20 protein-coding genes, 1 pseudogene and 1 riboswitch are annotated in these 23,793 nt (G+C 65.8%); of the genes and pseudogenes, 9 read left to right on the forward strand and 12 right to left on the reverse strand.

All coding sequences use genetic code 11. The features are described from left to right. Window positions 1-297 precede the first annotated feature (297 nt). A riboswitch (cobalamin riboswitch) is annotated at window positions 298-539 on the forward strand. Window positions 540-797: 258 nt separating this feature from the next. Genes BTO02_RS29945 through BTO02_RS29965 form a run of 5 tightly spaced genes read left to right on the forward strand, consistent with a single transcriptional unit; the run spans window position 798 to window position 4,036 of the window. Continuing rightward, entirely contained in the window at window positions 798-1,277 is a 480-nt protein-coding gene (locus BTO02_RS29945) for a cobalamin biosynthesis protein (RefSeq protein ID WP_075160652.1), read from the forward strand. Further along, the gene (cobO, locus tag BTO02_RS29950) at window positions 1,274-1,876 is read left to right on the forward strand and encodes a cob(I)yrinic acid a,c-diamide adenosyltransferase (RefSeq protein ID WP_075160653.1); all 603 of its coding nucleotides are present in this window, start codon (window positions 1,274-1,276) and stop codon (window positions 1,874-1,876) included. The genes BTO02_RS29945 and cobO overlap by 4 nt, the downstream gene beginning before the upstream one ends. A gap of 3 nt (window positions 1,877-1,879) precedes the next feature. Next, entirely contained in the window at window positions 1,880-3,226 is a 1,347-nt protein-coding gene (locus tag BTO02_RS29955) for a cobyrinate a,c-diamide synthase (protein WP_075160654.1), read from the forward strand. Continuing rightward, complete coding sequence (gene bluB / locus BTO02_RS29960; RefSeq protein WP_075160655.1) at window positions 3,210-3,857, forward strand: 5,6-dimethylbenzimidazole synthase; 648 nt, start codon at window positions 3,210-3,212, stop codon at window positions 3,855-3,857. Before BTO02_RS29955 ends, bluB begins: the two co-directional genes overlap by 17 nt. Before the next feature lie 17 nt (window positions 3,858-3,874). Continuing rightward, window positions 3,875-4,036: a hypothetical protein gene (locus tag BTO02_RS29965; protein ID WP_156884026.1), complete on the forward strand. Its 162-nt coding sequence runs from the start codon at window positions 3,875-3,877 to the stop codon at window positions 4,034-4,036. A gap of 38 nt (window positions 4,037-4,074) precedes the next feature. Here the strand turns inward: BTO02_RS29965 and ribA are convergent, their stop codons facing one another. After that, window positions 4,075-4,722 (reverse strand): GTP cyclohydrolase II, encoded by a 648-nt coding sequence (ribA, locus tag BTO02_RS29970; RefSeq protein WP_075160657.1) that lies wholly within the window; start codon window positions 4,720-4,722, stop codon window positions 4,075-4,077. Between the two features lie 257 nt (window positions 4,723-4,979). Between ribA and BTO02_RS29975 the strand changes: the two genes are divergently transcribed. Next, entirely contained in the window at window positions 4,980-5,417 is a 438-nt protein-coding gene (locus tag BTO02_RS29975) for a CBS domain-containing protein (RefSeq protein WP_075160658.1), read from the forward strand. A gap of 96 nt (window positions 5,418-5,513) precedes the next feature. Here BTO02_RS29975 and BTO02_RS29980 read toward each other — a convergent pair whose 3' ends face one another. Then, entirely contained in the window at window positions 5,514-5,849 is a 336-nt protein-coding gene (locus tag BTO02_RS29980) for a DUF4148 domain-containing protein (protein ID WP_075161522.1), read from the reverse strand. 195 nt (window positions 5,850-6,044) lie between these two features. After that, window positions 6,045-6,743, reverse strand: coding sequence for a DNA-3-methyladenine glycosylase (locus BTO02_RS29985; protein WP_075160659.1), 699 nt, complete (start codon window positions 6,741-6,743; stop codon window positions 6,045-6,047). A gap of 349 nt (window positions 6,744-7,092) precedes the next feature. Between BTO02_RS29985 and BTO02_RS29990 the strand changes: the two genes are divergently transcribed. Further along, window positions 7,093-7,461 carry a BON domain-containing protein gene (locus BTO02_RS29990; protein ID WP_075160660.1) on the forward strand — a complete coding sequence of 123 codons (369 nt, stop codon included), beginning with the start codon at window positions 7,093-7,095 and terminating at the stop codon, window positions 7,459-7,461. 114 nt (window positions 7,462-7,575) lie between these two features. Here BTO02_RS29990 and BTO02_RS35715 read toward each other — a convergent pair whose 3' ends face one another. Then, window positions 7,576-7,704: an acyl-CoA dehydrogenase family protein gene (locus BTO02_RS35715; protein ID WP_442953515.1), complete on the reverse strand. Its 129-nt coding sequence runs from the start codon at window positions 7,702-7,704 to the stop codon at window positions 7,576-7,578. Next, a pseudogene (locus BTO02_RS33995) lies at window positions 7,690-8,120 on the reverse strand (acyl-CoA dehydrogenase family protein); the annotation flags it as partial. The gene BTO02_RS35715 and the pseudogene BTO02_RS33995, both read right to left, overlap by 15 nt. Window positions 8,121-8,275: 155 nt before the next feature. On the opposite strand from BTO02_RS33995, the gene BTO02_RS30005 reads away from it, so the two are divergent. Further along, on the forward strand, window positions 8,276-9,358 hold the full coding sequence (locus BTO02_RS30005; protein WP_075160663.1) for a calcium:proton antiporter: 1,083 nt from the start codon (window positions 8,276-8,278) through the stop codon (window positions 9,356-9,358). Window positions 9,359-9,452: 94 nt separating this feature from the next. Here BTO02_RS30005 and BTO02_RS30010 read toward each other — a convergent pair whose 3' ends face one another. The 7 genes from BTO02_RS30010 to bcsD all read right to left on the reverse strand — a co-directional run bounded on the left by BTO02_RS30010 (window position 9,453) and on the right by bcsD (window position 22,877). Further along, window positions 9,453-14,336 (reverse strand): cellulose biosynthesis protein BcsC, encoded by a 4,884-nt coding sequence (locus tag BTO02_RS30010; RefSeq protein WP_075160664.1) that lies wholly within the window; start codon window positions 14,334-14,336, stop codon window positions 9,453-9,455. Further along, window positions 14,309-15,514 (reverse strand): cellulose synthase complex periplasmic endoglucanase BcsZ, encoded by a 1,206-nt coding sequence (bcsZ, locus tag BTO02_RS30015; RefSeq protein ID WP_442953516.1) that lies wholly within the window; start codon window positions 15,512-15,514, stop codon window positions 14,309-14,311. Before bcsZ ends, BTO02_RS30010 begins: the two co-directional genes overlap by 28 nt. Window positions 15,515-15,629: 115 nt before the next feature. After that, window positions 15,630-18,155 carry a cellulose biosynthesis cyclic di-GMP-binding regulatory protein BcsB gene (gene bcsB / locus BTO02_RS30020; RefSeq protein ID WP_075161524.1) on the reverse strand — a complete coding sequence of 842 codons (2,526 nt, stop codon included), beginning with the start codon at window positions 18,153-18,155 and terminating at the stop codon, window positions 15,630-15,632. A gap of 130 nt (window positions 18,156-18,285) precedes the next feature. After that, the gene (gene bcsA / locus BTO02_RS30025) at window positions 18,286-20,526 is read right to left on the reverse strand and encodes a UDP-forming cellulose synthase catalytic subunit (protein ID WP_075160665.1); all 2,241 of its coding nucleotides are present in this window, start codon (window positions 20,524-20,526) and stop codon (window positions 18,286-18,288) included. Continuing rightward, window positions 20,523-21,311 carry a cellulose biosynthesis protein BcsQ gene (bcsQ, locus tag BTO02_RS30030; protein ID WP_075160666.1) on the reverse strand — a complete coding sequence of 263 codons (789 nt, stop codon included), beginning with the start codon at window positions 21,309-21,311 and terminating at the stop codon, window positions 20,523-20,525. The genes bcsA and bcsQ overlap by 4 nt, the downstream gene beginning before the upstream one ends. Continuing rightward, window positions 21,308-22,222, reverse strand: a complete 915-nt coding sequence (gene bcsP, locus BTO02_RS35720; protein ID WP_075160667.1) for a cellulose biosynthesis protein BcsP — start codon at window positions 22,220-22,222, stop codon at window positions 21,308-21,310. Before bcsP ends, bcsQ begins: the two co-directional genes overlap by 4 nt. Window positions 22,223-22,412: 190 nt before the next feature. Continuing rightward, a complete protein-coding gene (gene bcsD, locus BTO02_RS30040) occupies window positions 22,413-22,877 on the reverse strand; it encodes a cellulose biosynthesis protein BcsD (RefSeq protein WP_075161525.1) in 465 nt (154 codons plus the stop codon). Window positions 22,878-23,283: 406 nt separating this feature from the next. On the opposite strand from bcsD, the gene BTO02_RS30045 reads away from it, so the two are divergent. Continuing rightward, window positions 23,284-23,679 carry a hypothetical protein gene (locus tag BTO02_RS30045; RefSeq protein WP_075160668.1) on the forward strand — a complete coding sequence of 132 codons (396 nt, stop codon included), beginning with the start codon at window positions 23,284-23,286 and terminating at the stop codon, window positions 23,677-23,679. Window positions 23,680-23,793: the final 114 nt, after the last annotated feature.

Raw genomic sequence — 23,793 nt, forward strand, 5'->3', positions numbered from 1 at the left:
GCCGGCTCTGCACCGCGGCAACCGCGATGCGCTCGCCTTCCGTTGCGGGGGCAGCACAGGTTGACCTGAAGCCGCTACGCGGCAGCCGCATTCGACAGGTTCAGGCCCGCTGTTTCCCGTTTAACTGCACACGCCGGACGGCGCGCGCGAGCACCAGAAGTGGCTGCGAGTGTAGGCGCGGGGCGGGGAGGCGTCAAGAAACGAACCGATCATCGAGCTTCGGTTTTCGCGCCCGGGAGCGGCGATCGGCCACGTATGCCGATGCGCCCGGTGCCTGGCGGCGATGCGTTCATGTGCTATCGTATGCGCGCGTCCGGTGCCGCCTATGCGCGTAGTGCTCGCATGCGGTTAAACGGGAAACAGGAAAGCGCGGTTGCATGCTGCACGCGCCCAACCTGTGCTGTCCCCGCCAACGGTAAGCGGCCTGCGGACTCCATGTCCGCGCATGCGCTTCGATGCCACTTTCGGCCGTCCGCCGATGGGAAGGCGAAGCGCATGAGGCCGTCAGCCCGGATACCGGCCGGATGCAAGGGGGCGAACGTCACGGTCGCCAGTCGCCGGTTCCGCGGGGGACGGATACGGGCGCCCACGCATGGCGCAACCGCTAGCAACGGCTTTGCAACCGCTTTGCAAACTGCTAAGCAACCGCTCGCCGCCGTGCACGCTATGTGGCATTGCATGACACGTCTTCATTACGCGCTTGCCGGCGCGGCTCCTTGTACGACCGCACCTCGCGCCGCCAATCTGCGCGCGCTTTTTCTCGCGCCTCGTTGTCCAACGCATCACGGCGGCGCGCGATGAGGCATGCGATAACCGCACGGCCGAAACGGCTCGTCGTCGGCATCGGCTGCAAGCGCGGCGCGAGCGTCGAACAGATCGATGCGGCCGTGCGTAGCGCGCTCGGCCCGCATTCCATCGACGACGTCCGCGCGGTCGCGACCGTCGACATCAAGGCTCGCGAAGCCGGCATCGCCGGTTTCTGCGCGCGTCATGCGCTGCCGCTGCACGCCTTTTCGCGCGAGCAGATCGCGAACGCAGCCTCGGTTTTCGCGGGGCAGACTTCGGCGCCCTCGCGCGCCGTGCGCGCGCACGTCGGCGTCGACGGCGTGTGCGAACCGTGCGCCCTGCTCGCCGCCCCGCAAGGGCGGCTCGTTGCGCCGAAACGCGCATTCGAAGGCGGCGTGACCGTCGCCATCGCCATTGTCGATTCCGTTGCGCATGCAACGTTCGGTCGTGAACGCACCCAGCATCGACAACACCATCAGGACGCTCAATGAAAACCGACCCCGAATCGCATCAGCGCATGACCCAGCGCCGCCGCGAAGGCCATGAGAAGAAACAGGCGGAAGCGACCATCGAAAAAGGTCTGCTGATCGTCAATACCGGCACCGGTAAAGGCAAGAGCACGGCGGCGTTCGGCATGGCCGTGCGCGTGCTCGGTCACGGCATGCGCCTCGGCGTCGTGCAGTTCATCAAGGGCGCGTTGCATACGTCCGAGCGCGACTTCCTCGGCAGCCTGCCGAACTGCGAGTTCATCACGATGGGCGACGGCTACACGTGGAATACGCAGAACCGCGACGCCGATATCGCCACCGCACGCAAAGGCTGGACCGAAGCCAGACGAATGATCGAAAGCGGCGACTATCAAATGGTGATCCTCGACGAGCTGAACACGGTGCTCAAGTACGACTATCTGCCGCTCGACGAAGTGCTGGGCGTGCTTGCCGCGCGGCCCGGGATGCTGCATGTGGTCGTCACGGGGCGGCATGCGCCCGATGCGCTCGTCGAGGCGGCCGATCTCGTCACCGAGATGCGCGCGATCAAGCATCCGTATCGCGAGCAGCACGTGAAGGCGCAGCGCGGCGTGGAGTTCTGAACGATGGCGCAGTGCCCCGCGCTCTTTATCAGCGCACCTGCCTCCGGCCAGGGCAAGACGACGATCACGGCCGCGCTGGCGCGCCATCATCGCCGGCAAGGGCGCCGCGTGCGCGTGTTCAAGACCGGCCCCGACTTTCTCGATCCGATGATTCTCGAACGCGCGAGCGGCGCGCCCGTGCTGTCGCTCGACCTGTGGATGGTCGGCGAGGCCGCGTGCCGCGAACTGCTCGCACAGGCCGCCGCGCAAGCGGACCTGATTCTGATCGAAGGGGTGATGGGTTTGTACGACGGCACGCCGAGCAGCGCGGATCTGGCGGCTGCGTTCGGCGTGCCCGTGGTCGCCGTGATCTCGGCGAAAGCCATGGCGCAGACGTTCGGCGCCGTCGCGTTCGGACTCGCACACTATCGCGACGATGTGCCCATGCGCGGCGTGTTCGCGAATCGCGTCGGGTCGACGCGGCATGCGCAGATGCTCGAAGCCGCGCTGCCGCCCGGCCTCGAATGGATGGGCTCGATCGCAAGCGCCGCGGACATCGAATTGCCGGACCGGCATCTTGGCTTGCACCAGGCCGCGGAGATCGTCGACCTCGACAAGCGGCTCGATCAAGCCGCCGACGCGCTCGCCTGCACGCCGCTCGCCCGGTTGCCGCCCGCCGTGCAGTTCGGGCCGACGCAAGCGCCGGTGCCGGCATCGGATCCGCTGCGGCCCGGCAGCGGCGCGCGACCCGCAGCGCTGCCGCGCCTGCTCGAAGGCGCCCACATTGCCGTCGCGCGCGACGCCGCGTTCTCATTCATCTACCCGGCGAATCTCGCGTTGCTCGACACGCTCGGCGCGCGCGTCAGCTTCTTTTCGCCGCTCGCCGACGAACCGGTGCCGGACACTGCCACTGCGCTCTATCTGCCCGGCGGCTACCCCGAATTGCATGCGGCCACGCTCGCGCGCACTGCGCGCGCGGCCGGCTCGGTGCGCGCGCATGCGGCCGCCGGCAAACCGGTGTTCGCCGAATGCGGCGGCATGCTGTACCTGCTCGAAAGCCTGACGGCCGCCGACGGCACGACGACGCCGATGCTAGGCCTGCTGCCCGGCCACGTGCAGATGCGCACGCGCTTCACGGCGCTCGGCATGCAGCAGCTCGACAGCCCGCTCGGCACGATGACCGGTCACACGTTCCACTACTCGCACGTGAGCACGCCGCTCACGCCCGTGCTGCATGCGACGCGTCCGCAGTCGGACGCGGCCGGCGAAGCGGTCTACCGCTCAGGCCCGATCGTCGCAACCTATATGCACATCTACTGGCCGTCGAATCCGGCCTTCACCGCGGCACTATTCCATGGCAACGCGTTTTAACGACGCCGATCGCGCGGCGGTCTACCGCGCCATTTACGAACGCCGCGACATGCGCCACTTCGTGCGCGGCCCCGTCGACCCCGCCGTGCTGCAGCGCCTGCTCGACGCCGCGCACCACGCGCCGAGCGTCGGCTACATGCAGCCGTGGCGCATCGCGCGCATCACCGATGCGGCGCTGCGCGCCGCGCTGCAAGACGCGGTCGAACGCGAGCGGCTACTGACCGCCGACGCGCTCGGCAAGCGGCGCGACGAGTTCATGAAGCTGAAGGTGGAAGGCATGCGCGATTGTGCCGAAGTGCTGGTTGTCGCGTTGATGGACGGACGCGACGCGCACGTCTTCGGCCGACGCACGCTGCCCGAGATGGATCTCGCCTCGGTGTCGTGCGCGATCCAGAACATGTGGCTCGCGGCGCGCGCGGAAGGCATCGGCATCGGCTGGGTGTCGCTGTTCGATCCCGCGGAAGTACGGGCGCTGCTGGGCATGCCTGACGGCGCACAGCCGGTTGCGATACTCTGCGTGGGTCAGATCGACGAGTATTACCCGGAACCGATGCTTGAAATGGAGCGCTGGGCGACGCGCGCGCCGCTCGCCGATTGCGTGTTCGAAAACCGGTGGCCGGATGCGACGTGACAGAACCGGATAACGAAATGAAAGAACCACGAAAAATATCGGCAGCAGAGGTCGTCTGGCTGGTCTGCTTCCTGGCACTGTGCCTTTACCCGCCGACTTTGTTCGGCAAGCTCATGGGGCTTATTGTTTTCGCGATTCTGGTCAGGTGGTATGTGCGCGGCGACCCGCGCTTCCGGTAGGCCGTCGCGTTCGCTCACGCGGCAAGTCGCGCAAGCGGCTACTCGTTCTCGTCGAAGTAGTGGCCGAATTTCGCCTGCTTGGTGCGGATATACCGCTCGTTCTCTTCACGCACCGGAATGGCAAGCGCCACGCGCTCGCACACGGGAATGCCGTGTTTGGCGAGCGTGTCGAACTTCTCGGGGTTGTTGCTCATCAGCCGCACCGACGTGACCTCGAGCACACGCAGAATGGCGGCCGCCGAATCGTATTCGCGCGAATCGTCGGGCAGGCCGAGGTCGAGATTCGCTTCGACCGTGTCGCGCCCCTGCTCCTGCAGCGCATAGGCGCGGATCTTGTTCGTCAGGCCGATGCCGCGCCCTTCGTGGCCGCGCAGATACAGCAGCACGCCGCATCCTTCAGCCGCGATATAGCGCAGCGCGAGGTCCAGCTGTTCGCCGCAATCGCAGCGGTACGAGCCGAGTACGTCGCCGGTCAGGCATTCGGAGTGCAGGCGTGTCAGCACCGATTGCTTGCCCGCGACGTCGCCCATGACGAGCGCGACATGTTCGGCGTCGCCGTCGGTGACGCGGAACACATACGAGGTAAAGGTGCCGTATCGGGTAGGGAGCGTGGCTTGCGCTTCGAGCGCAACGCATTCCTGGGTATGCGGATCGTCGCCGGGCGACGGATCGTGAGACGTGGGCATGGCGTTAAGCGGATGTCTGACAGAGCCCGAGTACGACCGGGGAAATAGTGTGGAACTGGAGTTTACCGCTAAACGCGAAGACCCATTCGTCATGCATCCAGTCGCAGCGACCCGCATCGGCGCGTGCGTGCGGGATCCCACGTGGCACGTCGCACCGAAGCAGCGTCGCCGTGCGCGCGACTGCCGCCTATACTGGATTGGCCAGTCCCTGACGACAGCCGCCACCCGGTGTGCTGCACTGCGAAAGGAGCCGCTTTATGACCCGCGTTGCACAAGTACTCAAAGCGAAGACGGACCAGAACGTCTACACGATCGCCGCGTCGGATTCGGTCTACAACGCACTCAAACTGATGGCTGACAAGCAGATCGGCGCATTGCTCGTCATGGAAGGCGAGGCGATCGCCGGCATCGTCACCGAGCGCGACTATGCGCGCAAGGTCGTATTGATGGACCGCTCGTCGAAGTCGACGCCGGTGCGCGACATCATGAGCAAGGCCGTCCGGTTCGTGCGCCCCGAGCAGACGACCGACGAGTGCATGGCACTGATGACCGAACGCCGCATGCGCCACCTGCCCGTGCTCGATCACGACAAGCTGGTCGGCATGGTGTCGATCGGCGACCTCGTGAAGAACATCATTGCCGAGCAGCAGTTCACCATTCAGCAACTCGAGCAGTACATCACCGGAGCCGGCTGACTCCGCAATCGCAAGCAAGCCGGCCCGCGCATCTGTTTCTGCGCGGGCCGGCCTGTTCGACGACGGCCTTGCTGGCCGAACCCATGACCGGCCGGATCAATGGCCGAAATTAACCGTATTGGCCCGGTCGAGGCGCGCCGGCGCACCAGCTTGCGACGTACCGCCCGTCGCTGCGCCATAACCTGTGTCAGCCGCCGGTTGCTGCGCGACAGCTTGCGCGTTCTGTTCCTGCACGCGGTGTTCGGCAGCCTGGATATCGGCCGGGTACGTCGCGTCGTTCGCGGTCGCCGGGTTATAGCCGGCCTTTTCCAGTTGAATCAGTTCGTTACGAACCTGGGCACGCGTCACACCGGGCTCGTTCGATTGCGCAAACGACACAGCCGGAACAGCGAGCACGGCAGCGATGGCAACAGCCTTGATCAGCGATTTCATAATCCTTACCTCCGACATTTCTTTTTTGCTTGACTTCTTGCCCCATGCAAGAGCCAGTGACTCCATTCTATGCAACGGCTTCCTAAGGGAAAACCCCAATTCTGAAGAATCTTAATTGCGAAATATGCAAACGTGCGCCGTGCATCGACCTGTCTTCGGCGATGGCGCAGCAATCGACGCGACCTCACGCCGCGCTCACGTCGCCTTGCCGTCTTCGTTGCCGTCTTCATTACCGATTTCGTTGCCGATTTCGTTGCCGAGGTCGACGGCTGACCTACCGGGCATCAATAATTTGCGCGGTCCGCTGACGAACGCGCTGCCGGGCTCGTAAAAGCGCAGCAGCCGGTGCATCTCGCGCGACAGGCCGATGCGTGTCGTCGTCGCGACCGGCACGGCCTTCGCGCGTGGAATCGCGCCGAGCCAGAGCCCCGTGCCCGTGCATAGATCGACGCCGTTCTGCTGCGGCCCGACACCGAACGCAAGCGTGAGCCGTCCGGGACCGCGCGCGAGATCGCGCAGGGCGATAGCGGGACGGCGCACCTGCATCCAGGCGATGCCTTCGAGCGGTTCGACCGCGCGCAACAGCACGCCGGCGCCGATGCCTTCATCTTCGGCAGACACGTTCAACATGTAGGACAGCCCATAGGTGAGCCGCACATACGCGTGCCCCGGCGCGAGAAACAGCGATTCGTTGTATTGCCGGCGGCCGATGAACGCGTATCCGGTCGAGTCGCCGACCGGATATGCCTCGGTTTCGACGATGCGACCGCTGATGCGTCCTTCCGCCATGTCGTGCACAAGACACTTGCCGACCAGATACCGCGCGAGCTCCGTCGCGTCGACCGGCAATGCCGCGCGCTCGAGCGGCGCGATGCGCCACGTCTTTTCATTCATTCGTCTGTCTCGCCGTGCGCGTTTCGCGACCCGTGCCATGCGCCCGAAAGCAAGCCGGTTCGCGCGTCTTCGCGAAATCCGTTGTGTCAAAACCTCAGTCGCTTTCCGTAAGCGATCACTGTGGAACCAATTGCGGTATCTTTACACTCCGACAGACGTCCGCATGGCAGCCGTAACAGCCGGCCACCACAGTTTGTCAGTAGGCCACGTTCGGGTTTTCACCCGGGTTTCGCCGTACACCGCAGCACCGTTCCACGCGTTTTCATCCCAGAAGTAGAGAAGTTGGTAGTGCAGTGGTCCCCCATCCCGGGGCTGACCGTCGCTTAAGCATGACAACAGGAGAAAGTGAATGAAGGCGATCCAGGCAATCAAGGTGGTAGGTGGCGCACTGATCGTACTCGCGTCGCTCAACGCGTATTCGCAGGCAAGCGATACCGGCGCGGACATGAGCACGCAGCCGAGTGCGAAGCAACAGCACAAGGCCATGAAGAAGGCCGACCGTGTTCTCGCACGCAAGGTGCGCGGCGCGCTCGCTAAGGCGAAGGGCGTCAGCGCCGCGAATATCATCGTCCGTGCCAACGCGAGCACCGGCGACGTGTGGCTCGAAGGCTCGGTGCCGGAACAGCCGCAAGTCGAGCAGTCCACGCAGGTCGCGCAAGGCGTAGCGGGCGTGAAGAACGTCAAGAACGACCTGACGATCCGCCCGGTCGGTCAGTAACGCGTCCTGTAACGACGCACGCACCGCTCTTCTTCGTGAAGAGCGGTGTCCTGGAGTCCGGTTCCCGTTCAGTTGTCCCCCGCTTTTCGCTGGCAGTTCTGCCCCGCTTCTCCCTCAATTTTCAAACTCCCGTCGCAACTCGCGCGCAATGACGATCTGCTGGATCTGCGTCGTGCCTTCGTAGATGCGAAACAGCCGTACGTCGCGGTAAAAACGCTCGATGCCGTACTTGCCGAGCGACAGGCCAGGCGTGCCCGCTTCGACCAGAAATGCCGAGATCGCACCGGCGCCGTTGCCGGTTGCATCGGTGCGCGCCATCACGGGCGCGGCAAATACTTCTGCTTCTGTGCCCGCGTGCCGTCGAGCACGATGCCGGTCGAGCCAATGCCGTTGTTGCTGCCGATTGCCGAATGAAACGCCGGCGACGTTTTGCCGAGTTCGAACGCAACGAGCACTTCTTCCGCCATCGTGAGGCCCAAGCCGCCGTATTCTTCGGGAAGGCACAGGCCGAACAGCCCGAGATCCTTCATTTCCGTCAGCAGCACGGCCGGAACCCGGTCAGTCTGCGCAACGATTTCCTCGTTCGGCACAAGCCGTTCACGGACAAAGCGTGTAATGCTGGCGAGCAACAGGTTCAGGGTTTCCCGGTCTCTGACCATCGCGATGCACCTCCGGAGTCGTCGTTCTCACATCGCATAAATATTATTATATTTCAACGAATTAGAGTACATTCTTAACCTAATAAATGAATTGTCGATGAGCGCTCTAGCGCGCGGATTGCGCGGTTTGAGCAAGAACAAAAAGGACTCAACGAATGACCACTTCTTCGTCCGTGCTGCCTCGCTGGACCATCGTCACGCCGATCGGCGCATGGATCGTGTTCGGCGCCGCGTTGGCGTTTCCCGGGCAAGGCGTGCTGCTCGCGCTGGTCGGCATCGCGCTTGCCGGCTCCGTATTCGCGGGCGTTCACCATGCTGAGGTCGTCGCGCATCGCGTGGGCGAGCCGTTCGGCACGCTCGTGCTGGCGGTCGCCGTCACAGTGATCGAAGTCGCGCTGATCGTGTCGGTCATGTTATCGGCCGGGCCTGAAAAAGCGGGGCTGGCGCGCGACACGGTGTTTGCCGCCGTGATGATCGTCTGCAACGGCATTGTCGGCATTTGCCTGCTGGTCGGCGGGCTGCACCATCGCGAGCAGGGCTTCCAGATTCGCGGGGCGAGCGCTGCGCTCGCGGTGCTCGCGTCGTTGTCCGTGCTTACGCTCGTCATGCCGAATTTCACGCGCACGAGCCCGGGCCCCGTGCTGTCTTCATCGCAGCTGGCGTTCGCAGGCGTGTCGTCGCTCGTGCTGTACGGCGTGTTCGTGTTCGTGCAGACCGTGCGGCATCGCGATTATTTTCTTGCGGACGTGGCCGACGAAAACGTCCACGCGGCGCCGCCCAGCGGCGCCACCGCGCTGCTGAGCCTCGTGCTGCTGTTCGTGTCGCTGGTGGCCGTCGTGCTGCTCGCGAAGCTGCTGTCGCCGTCGATCGAACGCGCGGTCGCCGACGCGGGCGCGCCGCCGGCTGTCGTCGGTATCGTGATCGCGGCGCTCGTGCTGCTGCCCGAGGGTTATGCCGCAGTACGCGCCGCGCGCGCGGACCGACTGCAGACGAGCCTGAACCTCGCGCTCGGTTCAGCGCTGGCGAGCATCGGGCTCACGATTCCGACCGTGGCAGTCGTGATCCTGTGGACCGGCCAGCCGCTCGTGCTCGGCATCGACGGCAAGGACACGGTCATGCTGATTCTTACGCTGCTGGTCGGCACGCTGACCCTCAGCACCGGGCGCACGACGATTCTGCAGGGCGCCGTGCATCTGTCGCTGTTCGCGGCGTATCTGTTTCTGTCGGTGGTGCCGTGAGCGCGTCATTCAATGAGCGCCTCAGTGAGCAGACGGGCAGGCGCGCGGAGCCGCTTTCAGTCGCGACTCGCGCGCGCCGCGTACGGCGTCCCGCTCAATAGTTCGTCGGCTGATACGGCGACGTGAGCGGCGTCGGCGGGAACGTCGTCAAATAACTGCTCTGCTTCGTAAAGGCGTAGCGCACGTAGACCGCGCCGATGAATTCGCGATACTCGTATGCGTTGCCGAATGACGCCGACGCGCCCACCGTCAGCTGCGGTGCAAGCTGATATTCGCCGACGGCATCGACCGAGTACGACACGCCTGTGTGGCTTTGCGCCGGATAGACGGCACCCGGATCGGGCGCGAGGTTCTGGCTGGCCGCCGACGCCTGTTGCTGCGCATTGGTCGGGTAGTATGGCGAACTGTCCTGCCGATAGTGCTGCACGCCGACCGAGCCGCCGAGGTCGTACGCAAAGCGGCCGTTCCTGCCGGTCCAGCGGATCGGTATATTCAGGATCACGTACTGCTGCGGGCTGAAATAACCGCCCTGGCCGAGCGTGAAAAACGACAGGTTGTTCGCGTAGTGCATCACCGTCGTGTTGACGCCGGCCGTGAAGGTCTGATCCTCGTCCTTGTACAGACGCGTGTAGAAGCCGCCGCCGCCCTTGCCCGCCGTGTTGCTCTTCACGTTGTGGCCTTCGAGGTACTGGAACTCGCCATTCAGGTAGACGCCGCTCGTGCCGTCGTCCCATGCGAGATCGCCGCGCAGCCCGTTCTGCGTCACGCCGCCCCACTGCTGACCGGTCGCATCGTCCTTCGTACCCGCATAAGACAGCAGACTGTCGGTGACCGCACGCCGGCCCGCGGTCAGCTTGTACGACACCTGATCGGTCAGCCCGCCGCTGTACTGCAACCCGCCGACGACGTTCTGCTCGCGAAAGCCGAATGGCGTCGCGCCGACGTCGGCTTTCAGCCCGCGAATGTCGTAGCCGAGCGACACGCCTACACCGGCCGCATGCTGGGAGCCGGACGGCGTCGTATTGCGTATGAATGCGCCGGAGCCGAAGCGCGCGAGCGTGTTCGGCGATGCGTCCGACGTGCCGGCATCGAGCGACACCGGCGTCGCCGTAATGACGACGTGGCCGTCGCCCGCATGGATGCGGCCTTCGAGCGGTGCTTCGATGTCGTTCAGATTCGACAGGCCGTTTTCGCCATTGCGGTTGCGAAACACGATGCCGCCGCCCGCCGTGCTTGTCTGTGCGCGGTTGATCTGCGCGAGTTCTTCTTCGACGGTCATCGTCTGCTGCGTTGCCTGCGACGGTGCTTGCGCGGCGGCGGCTTGCGGCAGATACGGCGCGTACAGGCCTGGCGCATTCATGCGCGGCGCAGGCGCGGGAGGCTGCGGGACGTAGGGCACGAGACCGTAACCCTGGTTCGTATAGCCCTGTGGAACCGGCTGCGGAACATAAGGCTGCGCTTGATATGGCTGCGCGGCGTATTGCTGCTGCGCTGGTTGCGGGTATGGTTGCTGCGCGAAGCGCTGCTGCGGATAAGGCTGCTGAGGATAGCCTTGTTGCGGGTAGCCCTGCTGTGGATAGCCCTGCTGCGCATAGGCAGGCGGATACGCGTCCGGAACACCCGCGTTTCGCGCACTGTGGTTCGTCGTGCCGTGTACGTTCTTACCGGACGTGCGCCGCCTGGCGGTGCTCGCGACGCCCTGCTGCCGAGCGTTGCCGGCCGCCGCTTCCGCTTGCGCCCGGGCGGCTTGCGCGGACATCGGCCACGGCGTGCTGACGTACCCGTCGCCAGGCTGCGGCGCGTAGCCGCCGGACTGTCCATAGCCCGGCGCGGGCTGCGCGTACGGTTGCGGCTGCGCATACGCCGAAGCCGGCACAGGCGCAGGTTGCGCGTATCCGCTCGCTTGCTGATAGCCCCCTTGAGCCGCATACGCCGGCGCCGCGTACGACACGCCCGCCTCCCCCTGCGCGGGATAAGGCTGCCCGGGCGCGAGACCGCCGCCCGATTGCGACGAACCGTATTGATCCGGACCATAGCCATCCATGTCCGGCGATGCGGCAGGCAGCGCGCTCGCCGTCGGCGCAATCGGATTCATCGGCGTCGCGGGCGCCGCTGCGACATGCGTCGCACTCTGGGCCGGCTGGATCGGCGGTAGATAAGCAGGCATATCGGGCATCGGATACGGTTGAGACAAAGACGAAGCGATGTCGACAAACACACCGCGCGAGCCGTCGGCGGGCGCACCGATCGACACAGCGGCCCCACCCGGCAACGTACCGCCCGCTGCGCGGTTTGCTGCGCCGGACGGCTCAGCGAACGAAGCCGCAAGCGACGAGGTCGGCACATCGCCCGCTTCGCCCGTCACCTTGTTCGAAAACGGATTGATGCCAGGCGGCGGAATCGGCCCCGACGGCCGCAGCGGCATATTCCACCCGCTTTGCGCGCCTTGCGCGCCCGGCGCCGCCGACGCGCCGCTCTGCGCAAGCAATGCGCGCCGCAGGTACTGCGCGGCAAGCGTGTCCTTGCCTTGCGCGCGATACATGCGCCCCGCGGCAGCGAGCACGTCGAAACTGTCCGGCGCCGCGGCAAGCGCCTGCTTGATGGCCGACTCGGCAAAATCGAAGTCGCGCGCCGACGTCGCGGCCCCCGCCGCCGCGGTCAGCAAACCGACGTCGCCTGGCCGTTGCGCGAGCGCAAGCCGGTACGTCGCGAGCGCGTTCGAATTGTCCTTTGCCGCGGTGTAAAGCCGCGCGAGCGCCGCAAGAATATCGGGATCGTTCGGACGTGCGGCGAGCCACGGTCCAAGCACGTCATAGGCGCTCGCCAGATCATTCGACTGCCGCAATGCGTCGGTACGCCGCACGACGATCGCAACGTTGATCCGCTCGAAGTCGCGCCGCTGCTGCGCCGTGAGCGGCATCGACGAAAGACGGCGCATCGCTTCGCCAAGTTCGGCGTCCTGGCCCGCGTTGAGCAGAATGCCGGCGTCCGTCAGCAGCAGGTTCGGATCGCCCGGCGCACGCGCGAGCGCGTTGCGCACGATCATCAGCGCGCGGCCCGGGTCGCCCGTGTTCACGTAGCCGTTTGCGATCACGCCGATCAATTCGGGGTCCTCTCCGGCGAACGGCTCGGCCGCCTGCAACAGCACGCGCCCTTGCGCCGCGCGGCCGCTGCGCGCGAGCGCGATCGCTTCGTCGGCCTGCTGATGAACCCATAGGCGGTGCTGCAGCACCGTCATCGGCGGCGTGCGCTTGTCGACCGCAATCCGGTCGAGCTGGCTCAATCCGTAACGCCAGTCCTGCATGTCGGCCGCGAGCAGCGCGCTTGCATAGAGCGCGTCCGGCATGTCCGGATGCAATGCGACGAGGCCGTCCATCATGCTCTTCGCGTTCGCATACGCGCCCTGCTTCGCATAGATGCGTGCGAGGTCGAGGCGCAGCCACGGATCGTCAGGATTGCTCTGCAATGCGTCCTCGAACAGCGTGCGCGCGCTGCCGAGATCGCCGCGCGCTTCCGCCGCGCGCGCCTGCGCGGCCTGGGCGGCGCCGCGCAGCTTGTCCGTGCCGCCAACCTTCTCGCGCTGTTCGTCGGTCAACTGATTCGCGAAGGCGAGTGCTTCGTCGCCGCGTCCTTGCGCGGCGAGCGCGCCGACCAGTCCGCGAATCGCGTCGGGGTTGTCCGCCTGGCGCCGTAGCGCCATGCGGAACGCCGCTTCGGCGCCGCGCGGGTCGCCCGTTTGCAGCAGCAGGTCGCCAAGCGCGGTCTGTGCGGTCACGTCGCCGGGGCTTACGGTGATCGCGCGCTCGAACGAGGCGCGCGCCTGCGCGAAGTTGCCGTTGCTCTGTTCGCCGAGGCCTTCGCTCGTGTACATCCAGTAGGTCGCGCTATTGAGCGCTTCGCGCCAGCGCGCGGCGCCGCCCGCCTGCGACGCGCGCTGCAGGTAGTCGTGCGCCTGCTTGAACTGCTCCTGCTTCAGATACGCGACGCCCATGCCGCCCAACGCATCGGCATCGTTAGGCGAAGTCGCGAGCACCGACGAGAAGCGTGCCTTCGCGACCACGAGATCGCCACGGTCGAGCGCGGCGAAGCCGTCGGCGATCGTGCGGCCGCGCGCGTCGACCGTAGCGTCCTGCTGCGCGCGTTCGCGCGCCCGGCGGTCCTGATCGGCGAGCGAGTCCGCGCGCGCCTTGACCGGCACGTCGTCCGGCACGACGTTCAGGTAAGCCTGGAAGAGCGGCGCGTCGGAGGCGCGCACGCCCAGCCAGAGCAATGCCTGGCGCCAGCTCGCTTTTGCCTGCGCGCCGACCGTGGGGTCGTTCGCGAGTTGCGCGAGCCGCGCGATGCCGTCGCGCCGGTTCGCTTCGCGGTAGGTCAATTGCTGCGCGTAGGCGAGCGCGAAACGCGGGTCTTCCGGATGTTCGCGCGCCAGCTGCTCGAGGCCGCGCCGCGCCTCTTCCCAGCCCTGCGGCGTACCGCCGAGCGTCTGGTAGTACTCGAGCGCAAGCTGCGGATCGGCGGGCTTCGCGCCGAGCGCCTGCCGGTACTGCTGCGCGGCCGACGCGGCCTGGCCGCTTTGCGCAAGACGCCTCGCATCGTTGACGGCCTGATCGGTCGGGCTCGCTTCGCCAAGACGCCGCGCGAACTCGCCGATCGCCGGGTAATCCGGCGCCGCCGCGCGCAGTCGCGCGAGGTACTGCTGCGCGCCGCTGCCATCCTTGCGGTCGGCGAGCACGACACCCATGCCGTACAGCGCGTCGGGCTGTTTCGGCTCGATACGCAGGACCTTCTGCCACGCCTGTTCGGCGAGATCGCCGCGCTTGTGCGCCTGCCAGTACTTACCCTGATCGATCAGCACCTTGAGCGGATCGCTTGCCGGCGTTTGCGCTCCGGTTTGTGCAAGCGCGGTCATCGGCGCCGCTGCGCCGGCCCCGAACCCGAGCAGAACGCCGATTACGAGCGCGCGTGGGCGGGTGAGCATACGGTCTCCCAACGCGGCTGCAGCCGGCCGGTTGCATCGAAGCGGTAGCGGCCGTCGGCGGCGCCGGTGCCGAACAGCATCAGAACCTCGTCGTAGTAGACGGGCTGGTTGCCGCCACGCGCGGACGCGCCGGACGACGTTGCGTCGGTCGCCGCGGTGCTGGCCGCCGATGCTCCGAGCGCGGCCAGATGCGCTTGCGCGAGATTCGCCGCGCGTGCGTCGTTGAACGCGCGCAGATAGGGCAGCAGCGCGCCCCAGAAGCCAGGCGGCGCTTCGCCTTGCACGACGCCGCTCGTCGTCATCACGCGCTCCGGCGGCACGCCGGTTTTCGCGATCTGCTCGCGCATCCCGCCGAGCGCATCGAGCCACGGTTTCGCGAGCGGATCGGACGCGTCGGTCAGGCCCGCCCACAGGTACACGCGAATCGCGTCGTAACTGCCGATGTCGCCGTTTTTCGGATCGACAACGAAGCGGCCGTCGCGCCACGCGGCCCAATCGGGTGCGAAGCCGCGCGGTGCCGTGGTTTTCACGAGCGTGTACGCATTGGCCGCAATGCTTGCCCATGGTCCCGACGGCGCCTGCGCTGCCAGTGCGCGCAGCACCGGCAGCGGCAGATAGCTCGGATTGAGCCGCGTCGTGCCGCCCGTCTGAAAACCGCGCGGGCCCGGCAGCAGCATCGGCCCGAGACCGGCGAGCGTGGCGACTTCCTGCTTCCCGATCTGCGTCGCGAGCGCCCAGGCGAGCTTCGAGTACGAAGGCTCGTGCCACAGCCGCGCGGCTTCGAACAGGTCGTAAGCAATCCAGAGGTCCGAGTCGGATGCGGAGTTCGGATCGAGCACGCCATACGAACCGTCGGGCTTGCGGCCCCACTGCCAGGCCGGCAACTGCACGTCGGCGCTATCGAAGCGCCCTGCCGAGAGATTCGAGCGCGTCCAGCCCAGCAGCCGGTCGAAGGTCGTGCGATCGTTCGCGACCAGGGCGAAAAACATCGCGTACGACTGCCCTTCCGAGGTGGTCTGCTGCACCGCCGTCGAATAGTCGACGACGCGGCCGTCCTGCTGCACGAAGCGCGCGACGAACTGGCGGTAGGCGGTCCAGTCGTCGCAATTCGCGGGTTGGGCCGCACGCGCGTCGGCAGCCGGCGCGGTAAGCGAAAGCGCAAGCGCAAGCGTCAGCACGCCTGTCAGCGCGCTTGCAGCATCTGCTGCACCCCACACGGCCCGAGACTTCACCCCGCACGCGGACCTCAGTGCCGAGCCGTTCCGATGCGACCGATAACGAAGTGTCCGCATATCAACCCTGCAGCCGGCGCGCCGCGATCGCGCGCAGCAGCCGGTAGAAGAACGCCGCGATAATGAGCGCCGCGATCAGGCCGCCGGCGAGCAGCAGCAACGGATGCACGGACAGCACCCAGTGCATGTACTGGATCGGCGACAAATGCCCGACGTAGTAGACGTCGCCATTCGACACGACTTCGAGCGTTCGCCCGCGCACGACCGTCAGCGCCCCCTGGATCTGGCTCACGAGTTCGGGATCGAGCATCGCGGTGATCAGGTCGTTATCGGACTGGCCCGCGGCGCCGATCAGCGCAACCACGCTGCGCCCCTTGTGCAACGGCGACTGGAAACCGGTCAGCAGCGCGTCGCCCGACGCGCTGACGAGCGACAGGTCCGCGCGGCCCGCGGTCCGCACGCCGCCGCGGTCGCCGTACCACCACGTCGAGAGGCGGAACGACGGGTTCGACAGCTGCCAGCGGCGCGCGTCGTCGTTGGAGGAAAACGGCATCGACTTTTCCCAGGACGTCAGCAACGGCTGCTGGCCCGGCGCGCCGAGCACGAGCAGATCCCTATCGGCATAACGCGCGATATCGCCGGGCGCGCCGACCGTTACGCCGGTCACCGGGTAGCCGGTCGATGCGCCCATGCGCCCCATCGCCATCAGATAGAGGCTGTAGTCGCCGGGATTCGGCTGCGCCGGCAGGATCACCGCGGTCTGCGACAGATCGGCCATTCGCGTGAACGGGAAGCCGCTGTTCGCGAATGCGGCGAGGTCCGGCAACGCCATGTAGTGCGGGAACGACGAGAGGTCGATCGTCGAGTCCGGATCGATCGCGCCACGCACGTTGTCGAGCACCTGGCCCTGGCATTCGCCGGTCTTCGGCATGTCGTAGTAAAAGTGAAAGCGCAACTGCGCCTGCGATGCGAGCAGATGCGGCGGAATGTAGATTTCGCGCTGCGCGAGCCCCGTGTGATCGGGCTGCAGGCGGGTCAGATAGCGGCCGAGGTCGAGCGCCGACGCCGACTGCGCGGGAATGCGCAGCGACTGCACGAACGTATTGCCGACGCTGATATTGAGCGTCGAGCGGTCAGGCGCGGGCCGCGCGGTAAAGCGGTAACGCAGGTCGATCGGCACGCCTTTCGAACGCCACGTGAACAGATCGGGTGCGACGCGCAGATTCACGCGAATCACGTCGGGGTTGTAACCGGACACCGATAACTCATTAGCCGGCGTCAGTTCGCCGATCCGCACCGGGCGGTCCGTCGGCAGCCAGCGCGGCGCGTCGTAGGGCTCGCGGGCGCGCGGCGCGTCGACATGCGTGATGGTCTGCACGGAGCCCGCAAGCGGTGCGACGCCGAGCGTCAACGCGTCGGCGGCGATCTTCAGCTCGCGCGTATCGCGGCCCAGCACGAGCAACAGCTTGCCGCGCGCCGGCGCGTCGCGGTCCACCACGGCCAGCATCGGACCGTCGATTCGGGGCAGCTTCACGCCGGCCGGTTGTTCGTCGCTGGTTGCGAACACAACGGCATTGCCCGACAGCGGCGGATTGTCGAGTTGCGCCGGAAACAGCGCGCCGCGATAGCGCGCGAACGCGCCGAACCACGATGCGACGATGCCGGCCGCTTCGAGCGTCTGCGCACTCGGCTTTTCGGCGAAGACGAACGGCAATTCGAGGCGGCGGATATCGCGGCGGTCGAAGAAAGGCAGCGGCAGCACGCCGAGATCGGGCTTCGTCGCGAGCGAGCCGAACGTCAGATCGAGCGTGCTCGCATTGCTGACCGTCGCCCACAACGCGCTGCTCGCCGGATCCTCGCACCCCTGCGTGTAATGGCCGATCAACTGCACGTTCAGGTTGTTGAACTCGGTGATGAGCCGCGGCTCGAGCGCAATGTCGCGCGCCACGAGCACGCCGGCCTGCTCGCGCGGCAGCGGCAGCGTGGCCGCGACTTCACCGTTTACGAGCACTTTCAGATGTGACAGGTTCGCGAGCAGCGACGGCGAATAGCTGTAGATCAGATGCAGCGTTGCGCCCGTCACCACTTCGTCGGCGCGCACCGAGAACGGCACGCCGTTCTGGCTGTCGACGCCGCGCAGTTGCAGCGGATCGAGCGCACCGAGCTGCTCGAATGTGAACACCTGACGCCGGCCGCCTGAAACGAGCGTGCCGGCATCGGCCGTGGTCGGCATCGTGTCGCGGCCCGCATGCACGGCGGCGAAGGCCGGCGCGACAGGGTCGGCGAGCGCGGGCTGCGCGGCGGCGCGCGCGTCGAGTACGCGGGCCGGTCCGGGCGCGGAGCCGGTGGACATTCCGGGGTCGGCCGGGGCGAGCGGTGCGCCGCCTTGCGCAGTGGCCAGCCGCTGCGGTAATGGTGCCGCCTGTTCTGCGCCGGTCGTCGCAGGTCCCGCTGCTCTTACCGCAGCTCTTGCCGCCGGTATCGCCGCGGTTATCGCACTCCCCAGACCGAGCACCGCCATGCCGGCTAGCAGCACGCTCAATGCACCGCGCAGGCGATGTATACGGCCCGTCGTTCGCCCGCTCATGCATGTCGTCGAACCGTCTGCGCGACGGCATGCGACCAGTCGGCGCGCATCGCCTTCGCGCGAGTCACGCGGGTCCGATTCAAACGAGTCACTGCGCGCGTCGTCGTCACGTCGCATGTTCCCCATGAGTTTATTTTCCGTCTTTGGAGTCGTTGGAGTTGTTGGCGGCCGCCTTGCGCTTGCCTCCGAATGTGCGCAGGTCGGCATATAGATGTCCGAAGAGCCCTGAGATGCCGCTCAAGCCGACCCTCATCACGTGGCCGAGGCTGCGCAACGGCGTATCGGCTTCGCGTCCTTCGGCCCAGCCGGTCCACGCGTCGGCGCGCGCGAATGTGCTTTGCACGAAGTCGAGCTCCTGTTCACGCGTCATCGGCGCGAAACGCAAGCCGACGCGACCCGGCACGGAATACGTGACGTCGGCCGGAAACACGAATTCGTCGTTGCCGCGAAACAGCGACACGACGACGCTCTCATGCAACGGCACATGCGTCGCGCCGGGCAGTTTCAACGCAACCCCGCCTTCCGCATAGTCGACGGTCTCGCATGCGAGCGTGCGACCGGTCGTGAAGCGCAGCGACGCCGGAAAGCGCATCGCCACGCGGTGCGTGTTGCGCACCTGGCGCTGTTCGCGCGCAGCAGCGACGCTCGCGCCGAGAATCAGCATGTTGTAGCCGGTCCACGCGAGGTTCAGGAGCGTCGTTTGCACTTCGCTCGGCGAGTGGCGGTTCAAGCCGATATGCACGCCGCCCGCGATGAAGCCGAGCAGATTCAGCAGCAGCAGAATCAGGTACGGCCGCGAAATGCTCCAGTCGAAGTATTGCTCTTCGATGCGCCCGCCCTTCGCCGTGACGTTGAATTTGCCGAGCTTCGGGTTGATCAGCGCGAGCAGCGTCGGCGCCGTGATGTACGACGCGAGCACCGATTCATACACCTCGGACCAGAACGAATGGCGGAATTGCCGCTGCATCCGCGAGTTCGTGATGTTTGCGTGGAACATGTGCGGCAACGCGAAAATCGCGATCGTGCCGGCCGCGGCCTGAATGATGTGCGCATTGAAGAACAGATACGACAGCGGCGCCGTCAGAAACACGAGACGCGGAATGCCGTAGAAGAAATGCAGCATCGCGTTCAGGTAGCAAAGCCGCTGCCCGAACGACAGTCCGCGGCCGAAGAGCGGATTGTCGATGCGGAAAATCTGCGTCATGCCGCGCGCCCAGCGGATGCGCTGGCCGATATGGCCACCGAGGCTCTCGGTCGCGAGCCCCGCGGCCTGCGGAATCGCGAGATACGCGGTCGTGTAGCCGCGACGGTGCAGCTTCAATGCCGTATGCGCGTCTTCGGTCACTGTCTCCACGGCGATGCCGCCGACCTCTTCGACCATCGAGCGGCGCAGCAGCGCGCACGAGCCGCAGAAAAACGTGGCGTTCCACAGGTCGTTGCCGTCCTGCACGAGCCCGTAGAACAGTTCGCCTTCGTTCGGCACCTTGCGGAACGTGCCGAGGTTCTTTTCGAACGGGTCGGCCGAAAAGAAATGGTGCGGCGTCTGCAGCATCGACAGCCGCTTGTCGCGCAGAAACCAGCCGAGGCCGATCTGCAAAAACGAGCGCGTCGGAATGTGGTCGCAGTCGAAGATCGCGAAGTACTCGCCGTCTGTGATTTTCAACGCTTCGTTGATATTGCCGGCCTTCGCATGGCGGTTGTGCGTGCGGATCGTCCATGCCACGCCGACTTCTTCGCAGAACGCCTTGAAGTCGGCGCGGCGGCCGTCGTCGAGCACATGGATCGACAGTTTGTCTTTCGGATAGTCGAGCGCGATCGCGGCATAGATGGTCGGCTTCACGACCGACAGCGGCTCGTTGTACGTCGGGATGAAGATATCGACGGTCGGCCACCGGCTGCGGTCGGCGGGCAGCGGCATCGGCTTGCGCTTCAATGGCCATGCGGTCTGAAAGTAGCCGAGCAGCAGCACGAGCGCCGCATACACTTCGGCCGCGACGAGCAGCAAACCCCAGATTGCATCGAGCGGATGCTCCCAGTGCGTCGTTTCGGTGAGGCGCCAGTACATATAGCGGCCCGTCGCGATCACCGACAGCATGATCATCACGAGCGTCGCGAAGTGTCCGTTGGCGCGGCGAAACAGCAGAGCGCAGACAAAGCAGCAGACCGCGAACGTCAACTGCTCGCCGAACGCGAGCGGCACCGTGAAGACGAAATACAGCACCACGACCGCGAAGATCACGAGCGCGATGCTGACCGGCTTGCTGCCGAGAATGCGCCCGTCGATAAGCCGCGACGCGAACCGGTCGAAGCGCGAGCGGCGCGGCGGTTCCGCGTCCGCGGCGGCGAGAATGTCCTCGGGCGTGGCGCTCATGCGACGCTCCCCTGCAACGAAGCCTGCCCGTTCAGCCGTTCGTCGAGCCAGTCGCCGCACGTGCGCAGGTCGGCGGCCGCCTGGCTCAACGGGTCGTAGTGAATCACCGTCGTGTCGTACGCAAGCGATTCGCTCACGCCCTGATCGAGATGCACGACGCCCGGAAACAGGTGCGGCTCGAGCGAGGCGCGCAGCACCTTGAGCACGTCCTTCGTCAGATTGCGTCCGATGTCGACCTGGTTGATCACGTAGCCATAACCGATAAAGTCCGCGCGCGGCACCGCGTAGGTCTGGATCAGCCGCTCCATATGCGGAATCGCTGCGTACGACGCGGCATCCGCGATCACGACGTTGAGCACGAAACGGGCCGCGAGCAGCGCCGCACGCGTATAGACGGTCGCGCCCGGCGGCGTGTCGATGAGCACGATGTCGGTGGGTTCGAGGCCAAGCGACTCGAGCGCGGCGCGCACGAGATGCGGGTCGCTGTCGAGCCGCGCTTCGAATGCGCGGCGATCGTCTTCGTTGAGCGCGCCATGCGGCAGCACGGTCACGCCATCGATGCCGTCGAACATCACGCTGCGCCACGGGTCGCCGCTGACCGTTGCGCGCGAGACGCCATCGAAATGATCGACCGGTATGCCGAAGTGCAAACGCAAGGCGTTTTGCGGATCGAAATCGACGGCGATCACGCGACGTCCGTTCGAGCCGAGCACCGACGCGAGATTCGCGGCGAGCGTCGTCTTGCCCACGCCGCCTTTGGCGGACACGACTGCGATGACTTTCATGAACGTTGGCCGCCCGGCTTCTCGTTGTCGCGGCGCGGCGCGGCGGCCAGTCTCGCGAACACGGTCGCAAGATCGCGTGTGTCGGCTTGTGTCGCTGGCACTGGCTCTTGCAGCGGCGGTGTGGAAAACAGGCCTGAGAGGATCGAGCGCGGTGCGGGCGATGCAGCGTGCGGTTGCGACTGCAATGGCGACGGCGCCGGCGTTTGCAACCTCGGCTCGGCTTCGGCTCGTGCCGGCATACGCACGTCCGTTGCATCACGCGTTATCGGGGTTCGAGCAAACGTTTGCTTTCGATTTGCAAACAAGCTTGCATCAGGCTCACGCGATATTTCCCGTGTCGCGTCGCTCGCCGCACGCGAACCGGAGGCCGACGCAGCCGGCGCCGTGGACGCAGCGGATGCGGGCAACGTGCTCGGGTCCGCCGGCGCGACGGCCGCGGTCAGGCCTACGGCCGCTTGTGCATGTCGATCCGACGCGCTTTGCGCATCGCCTGACGTAGCCGCCGCGCGAGGCGCAGAACTGAATCGCGACGCAGCTTGCCGCGCGGCGTCGACCGGCGGCGGCATCGTCGCGTGCCGGTGACTGCGCGCGAACAGCGGTAACCGTGGCGAGGCGGATGTGACCGGGTCACGCGTCACGTCGTCCTCCTCTGCCGCCATGGCGGTCGAGGTTGCGTTCGCGGCCGACACCGCCGTTGCCGCCTTTACGTCCTGCGCCGGCACCGCCGACTTTGCCGGCGCCGGGCGTCCTGCACCAGGCACCCGCTCCGGTTGCGCGATATCGAGCGCGGACAGCAAAGGCCAGCGTGAAGCCGCATGCTTTGCATCGTCGTCGCGCGCGACTTCCTGGTAGCGGTCGGGATTACCGCCGAATCGCTGGAAGAGATTACCGATGTCATCCGAAACGCTCATGTCTGCTACCCCCCGGGCCCAGACGGGCCCGCTCCTTTCGTTCTTGCTTGTTGCCTGCTTGTTGCCTGCTTGTTACCTGCTTGTTGCCGTGCCTGCTCGGGGCCTTTGCAACGAATTGCCGTCGATAATCGCCGACGTGTCCACGCGACATCGATGCACGTATCGCTCTCGCTTCACTCGCGCCGGTTCATCATGCGGTCTTCGATAGCCTGAATTCGAATGCGCGATGCTGGCTCGCTTCAACCTGACGCAAGGCCAGTCCAGCCGCGCCCAGTTCACTGAGCCATCGCCGATAGGCGCCTTCGAGAAACGCCGGCGTCCAGGTCGCGGCCGTCTTGCCGAACGCCGCAAGCGGCGCGCAGAAATGTTCGATCGCGAGGTATTCGTCGTGCTCGACGAGATTCACGAAACCCCAATCGAGCGAGGACCAGGTGGTGTTGAAAAACGCAGCGAGTTCGTCGAGCGTGGCGCATGCGCCGGCCGGATGTGCATCGGCAAATCGGACACCGATGCGTGCCATCAGCTCGCGCAAGTGTGCGGTATCAAGCTGGGTTTCGAATTCCTGGGCCAGCGCGGTCAGAAAACCACGCCACTGCATTGAAGCCTGATGACTTGCGTAATAGTCGAGCAAGGTGGCCGTGTGTTCGTCTCGCATGTCCGGAAATTTCTTCACGTTTCATTGACTGCACCGGTACCGGCGGACGCCGGATTGACGCGGCATTGCACGGAATTCAGGTGCCGCGCAACGGCGTCGCCAGCATAGCATCGTTCGATGCGCACAAAAAAGCAAACATCGATGCGGACCGCATCCGGCTTGTGTATCGTTGGGAATGAACGACGTTTTGCGATACGCGCGAAAGCGATTCTTGACTTGGGCGGCGCCTAAGTGGATCGCCTGAGCAGAGCCACTCCGGCTCGATGTCTCCGGCGATGGACTGGCCTTCGCGCTGAATCGCGAGTTATCTTTTGACGCTGACTTTGAAGACCGGGTTTGCACGTGACGACAGGCGCACGGCGACCGGCCGCTAACGCTGAACCGATCGAACTACCGGAACCGCACCATGAACGATCAACAAGCCAGGCAGTTTCTCGCCGACGTGCGCAAGCCGCTGCTCGCGCTGCACAAGACGATCCTCGAGCACGAGCGCGCCGGATATGAAAAGGAAATCGGCGCCGTCACGCCGGCGGCATTTTTGCAGGCGCTGATCAACCACCCCGGCTTCCGGTGGCTCGGGGCCTTGTCGACAGTCATTGCGAACGTCGACGAAATGCTCGATGCCGATGACGCGACGCCGGAAGAGCGCATCGGCGCGGCGCAAAGCGTGGTTGCGCTGTTCACGCAGGAGCAGCCTGACAGTGCATTTCTATCGCACTACCGGCAACTTTTACAGGCGAGTCCGGATGTGCTGCACGAGCACGGGCGCGTTGCGCAGGTGTTGCGCCAGATAGGCGCGTAACCGGTCAAAGACCGTTTTATGCGCGTCGCGTCCCGAACTCCCTCACCTTGGGGAAAAGCACCATGCGCCGATCTGCGATGTCGTGAAATCACCTGGCAATGCTTTCTATCGCGG

This window comes from Paraburkholderia sp. SOS3, assembly GCF_001922345.1.
In the GTDB taxonomy this organism is placed as follows: domain Bacteria; phylum Pseudomonadota; class Gammaproteobacteria; order Burkholderiales; family Burkholderiaceae; genus Paraburkholderia.

What these genes read in the sequence shown, in the direction of transcription:
- BTO02_RS29945 (WP_075160652.1), top strand. Translation starts at nt 798, where the DNA reads ATGAGGCATGCGATAACCGCACGGCCGAAACGGCTCGTCGTCGGCATC.
- cobO (WP_075160653.1), top strand. Translation starts at nt 1,274, where the DNA reads ATGAAAACCGACCCCGAATCGCATCAGCGCATGACCCAGCGCCGCCGC.
- BTO02_RS29955 (WP_075160654.1), top strand. Translation starts at nt 1,880, where the DNA reads ATGGCGCAGTGCCCCGCGCTCTTTATCAGCGCACCTGCCTCCGGCCAG.
- bluB (WP_075160655.1), top strand. Translation starts at nt 3,210, where the DNA reads ATGGCAACGCGTTTTAACGACGCCGATCGCGCGGCGGTCTACCGCGCC.
- BTO02_RS29965 (WP_156884026.1), top strand. Translation starts at nt 3,875, where the DNA reads ATGAAAGAACCACGAAAAATATCGGCAGCAGAGGTCGTCTGGCTGGTC.
- ribA (WP_075160657.1), bottom strand. Translation starts at nt 4,722, where the DNA reads ATGCCCACGTCTCACGATCCGTCGCCCGGCGACGATCCGCATACCCAG.
- BTO02_RS29975 (WP_075160658.1), top strand. Translation starts at nt 4,980, where the DNA reads ATGACCCGCGTTGCACAAGTACTCAAAGCGAAGACGGACCAGAACGTC.
- BTO02_RS29980 (WP_075161522.1), bottom strand. Translation starts at nt 5,849, where the DNA reads ATGAAATCGCTGATCAAGGCTGTTGCCATCGCTGCCGTGCTCGCTGTT.
- BTO02_RS29985 (WP_075160659.1), bottom strand. Translation starts at nt 6,743, where the DNA reads ATGAATGAAAAGACGTGGCGCATCGCGCCGCTCGAGCGCGCGGCATTG.
- BTO02_RS29990 (WP_075160660.1), top strand. Translation starts at nt 7,093, where the DNA reads ATGAAGGCGATCCAGGCAATCAAGGTGGTAGGTGGCGCACTGATCGTA.
- BTO02_RS30005 (WP_075160663.1), top strand. Translation starts at nt 8,276, where the DNA reads ATGACCACTTCTTCGTCCGTGCTGCCTCGCTGGACCATCGTCACGCCG.
- BTO02_RS30010 (WP_075160664.1), bottom strand. Translation starts at nt 14,336, where the DNA reads ATGCTCACCCGCCCACGCGCGCTCGTAATCGGCGTTCTGCTCGGGTTC.
- bcsB (WP_075161524.1), bottom strand. Translation starts at nt 18,155, where the DNA reads ATGAGCGGGCGAACGACGGGCCGTATACATCGCCTGCGCGGTGCATTG.
- bcsA (WP_075160665.1), bottom strand. Translation starts at nt 20,526, where the DNA reads ATGAGCGCCACGCCCGAGGACATTCTCGCCGCCGCGGACGCGGAACCG.
- bcsQ (WP_075160666.1), bottom strand. Translation starts at nt 21,311, where the DNA reads ATGAAAGTCATCGCAGTCGTGTCCGCCAAAGGCGGCGTGGGCAAGACG.
- bcsP (WP_075160667.1), bottom strand. Translation starts at nt 22,222, where the DNA reads ATGAGCGTTTCGGATGACATCGGTAATCTCTTCCAGCGATTCGGCGGT.
- bcsD (WP_075161525.1), bottom strand. Translation starts at nt 22,877, where the DNA reads ATGCGAGACGAACACACGGCCACCTTGCTCGACTATTACGCAAGTCAT.
- BTO02_RS30045 (WP_075160668.1), top strand. Translation starts at nt 23,284, where the DNA reads ATGAACGATCAACAAGCCAGGCAGTTTCTCGCCGACGTGCGCAAGCCG.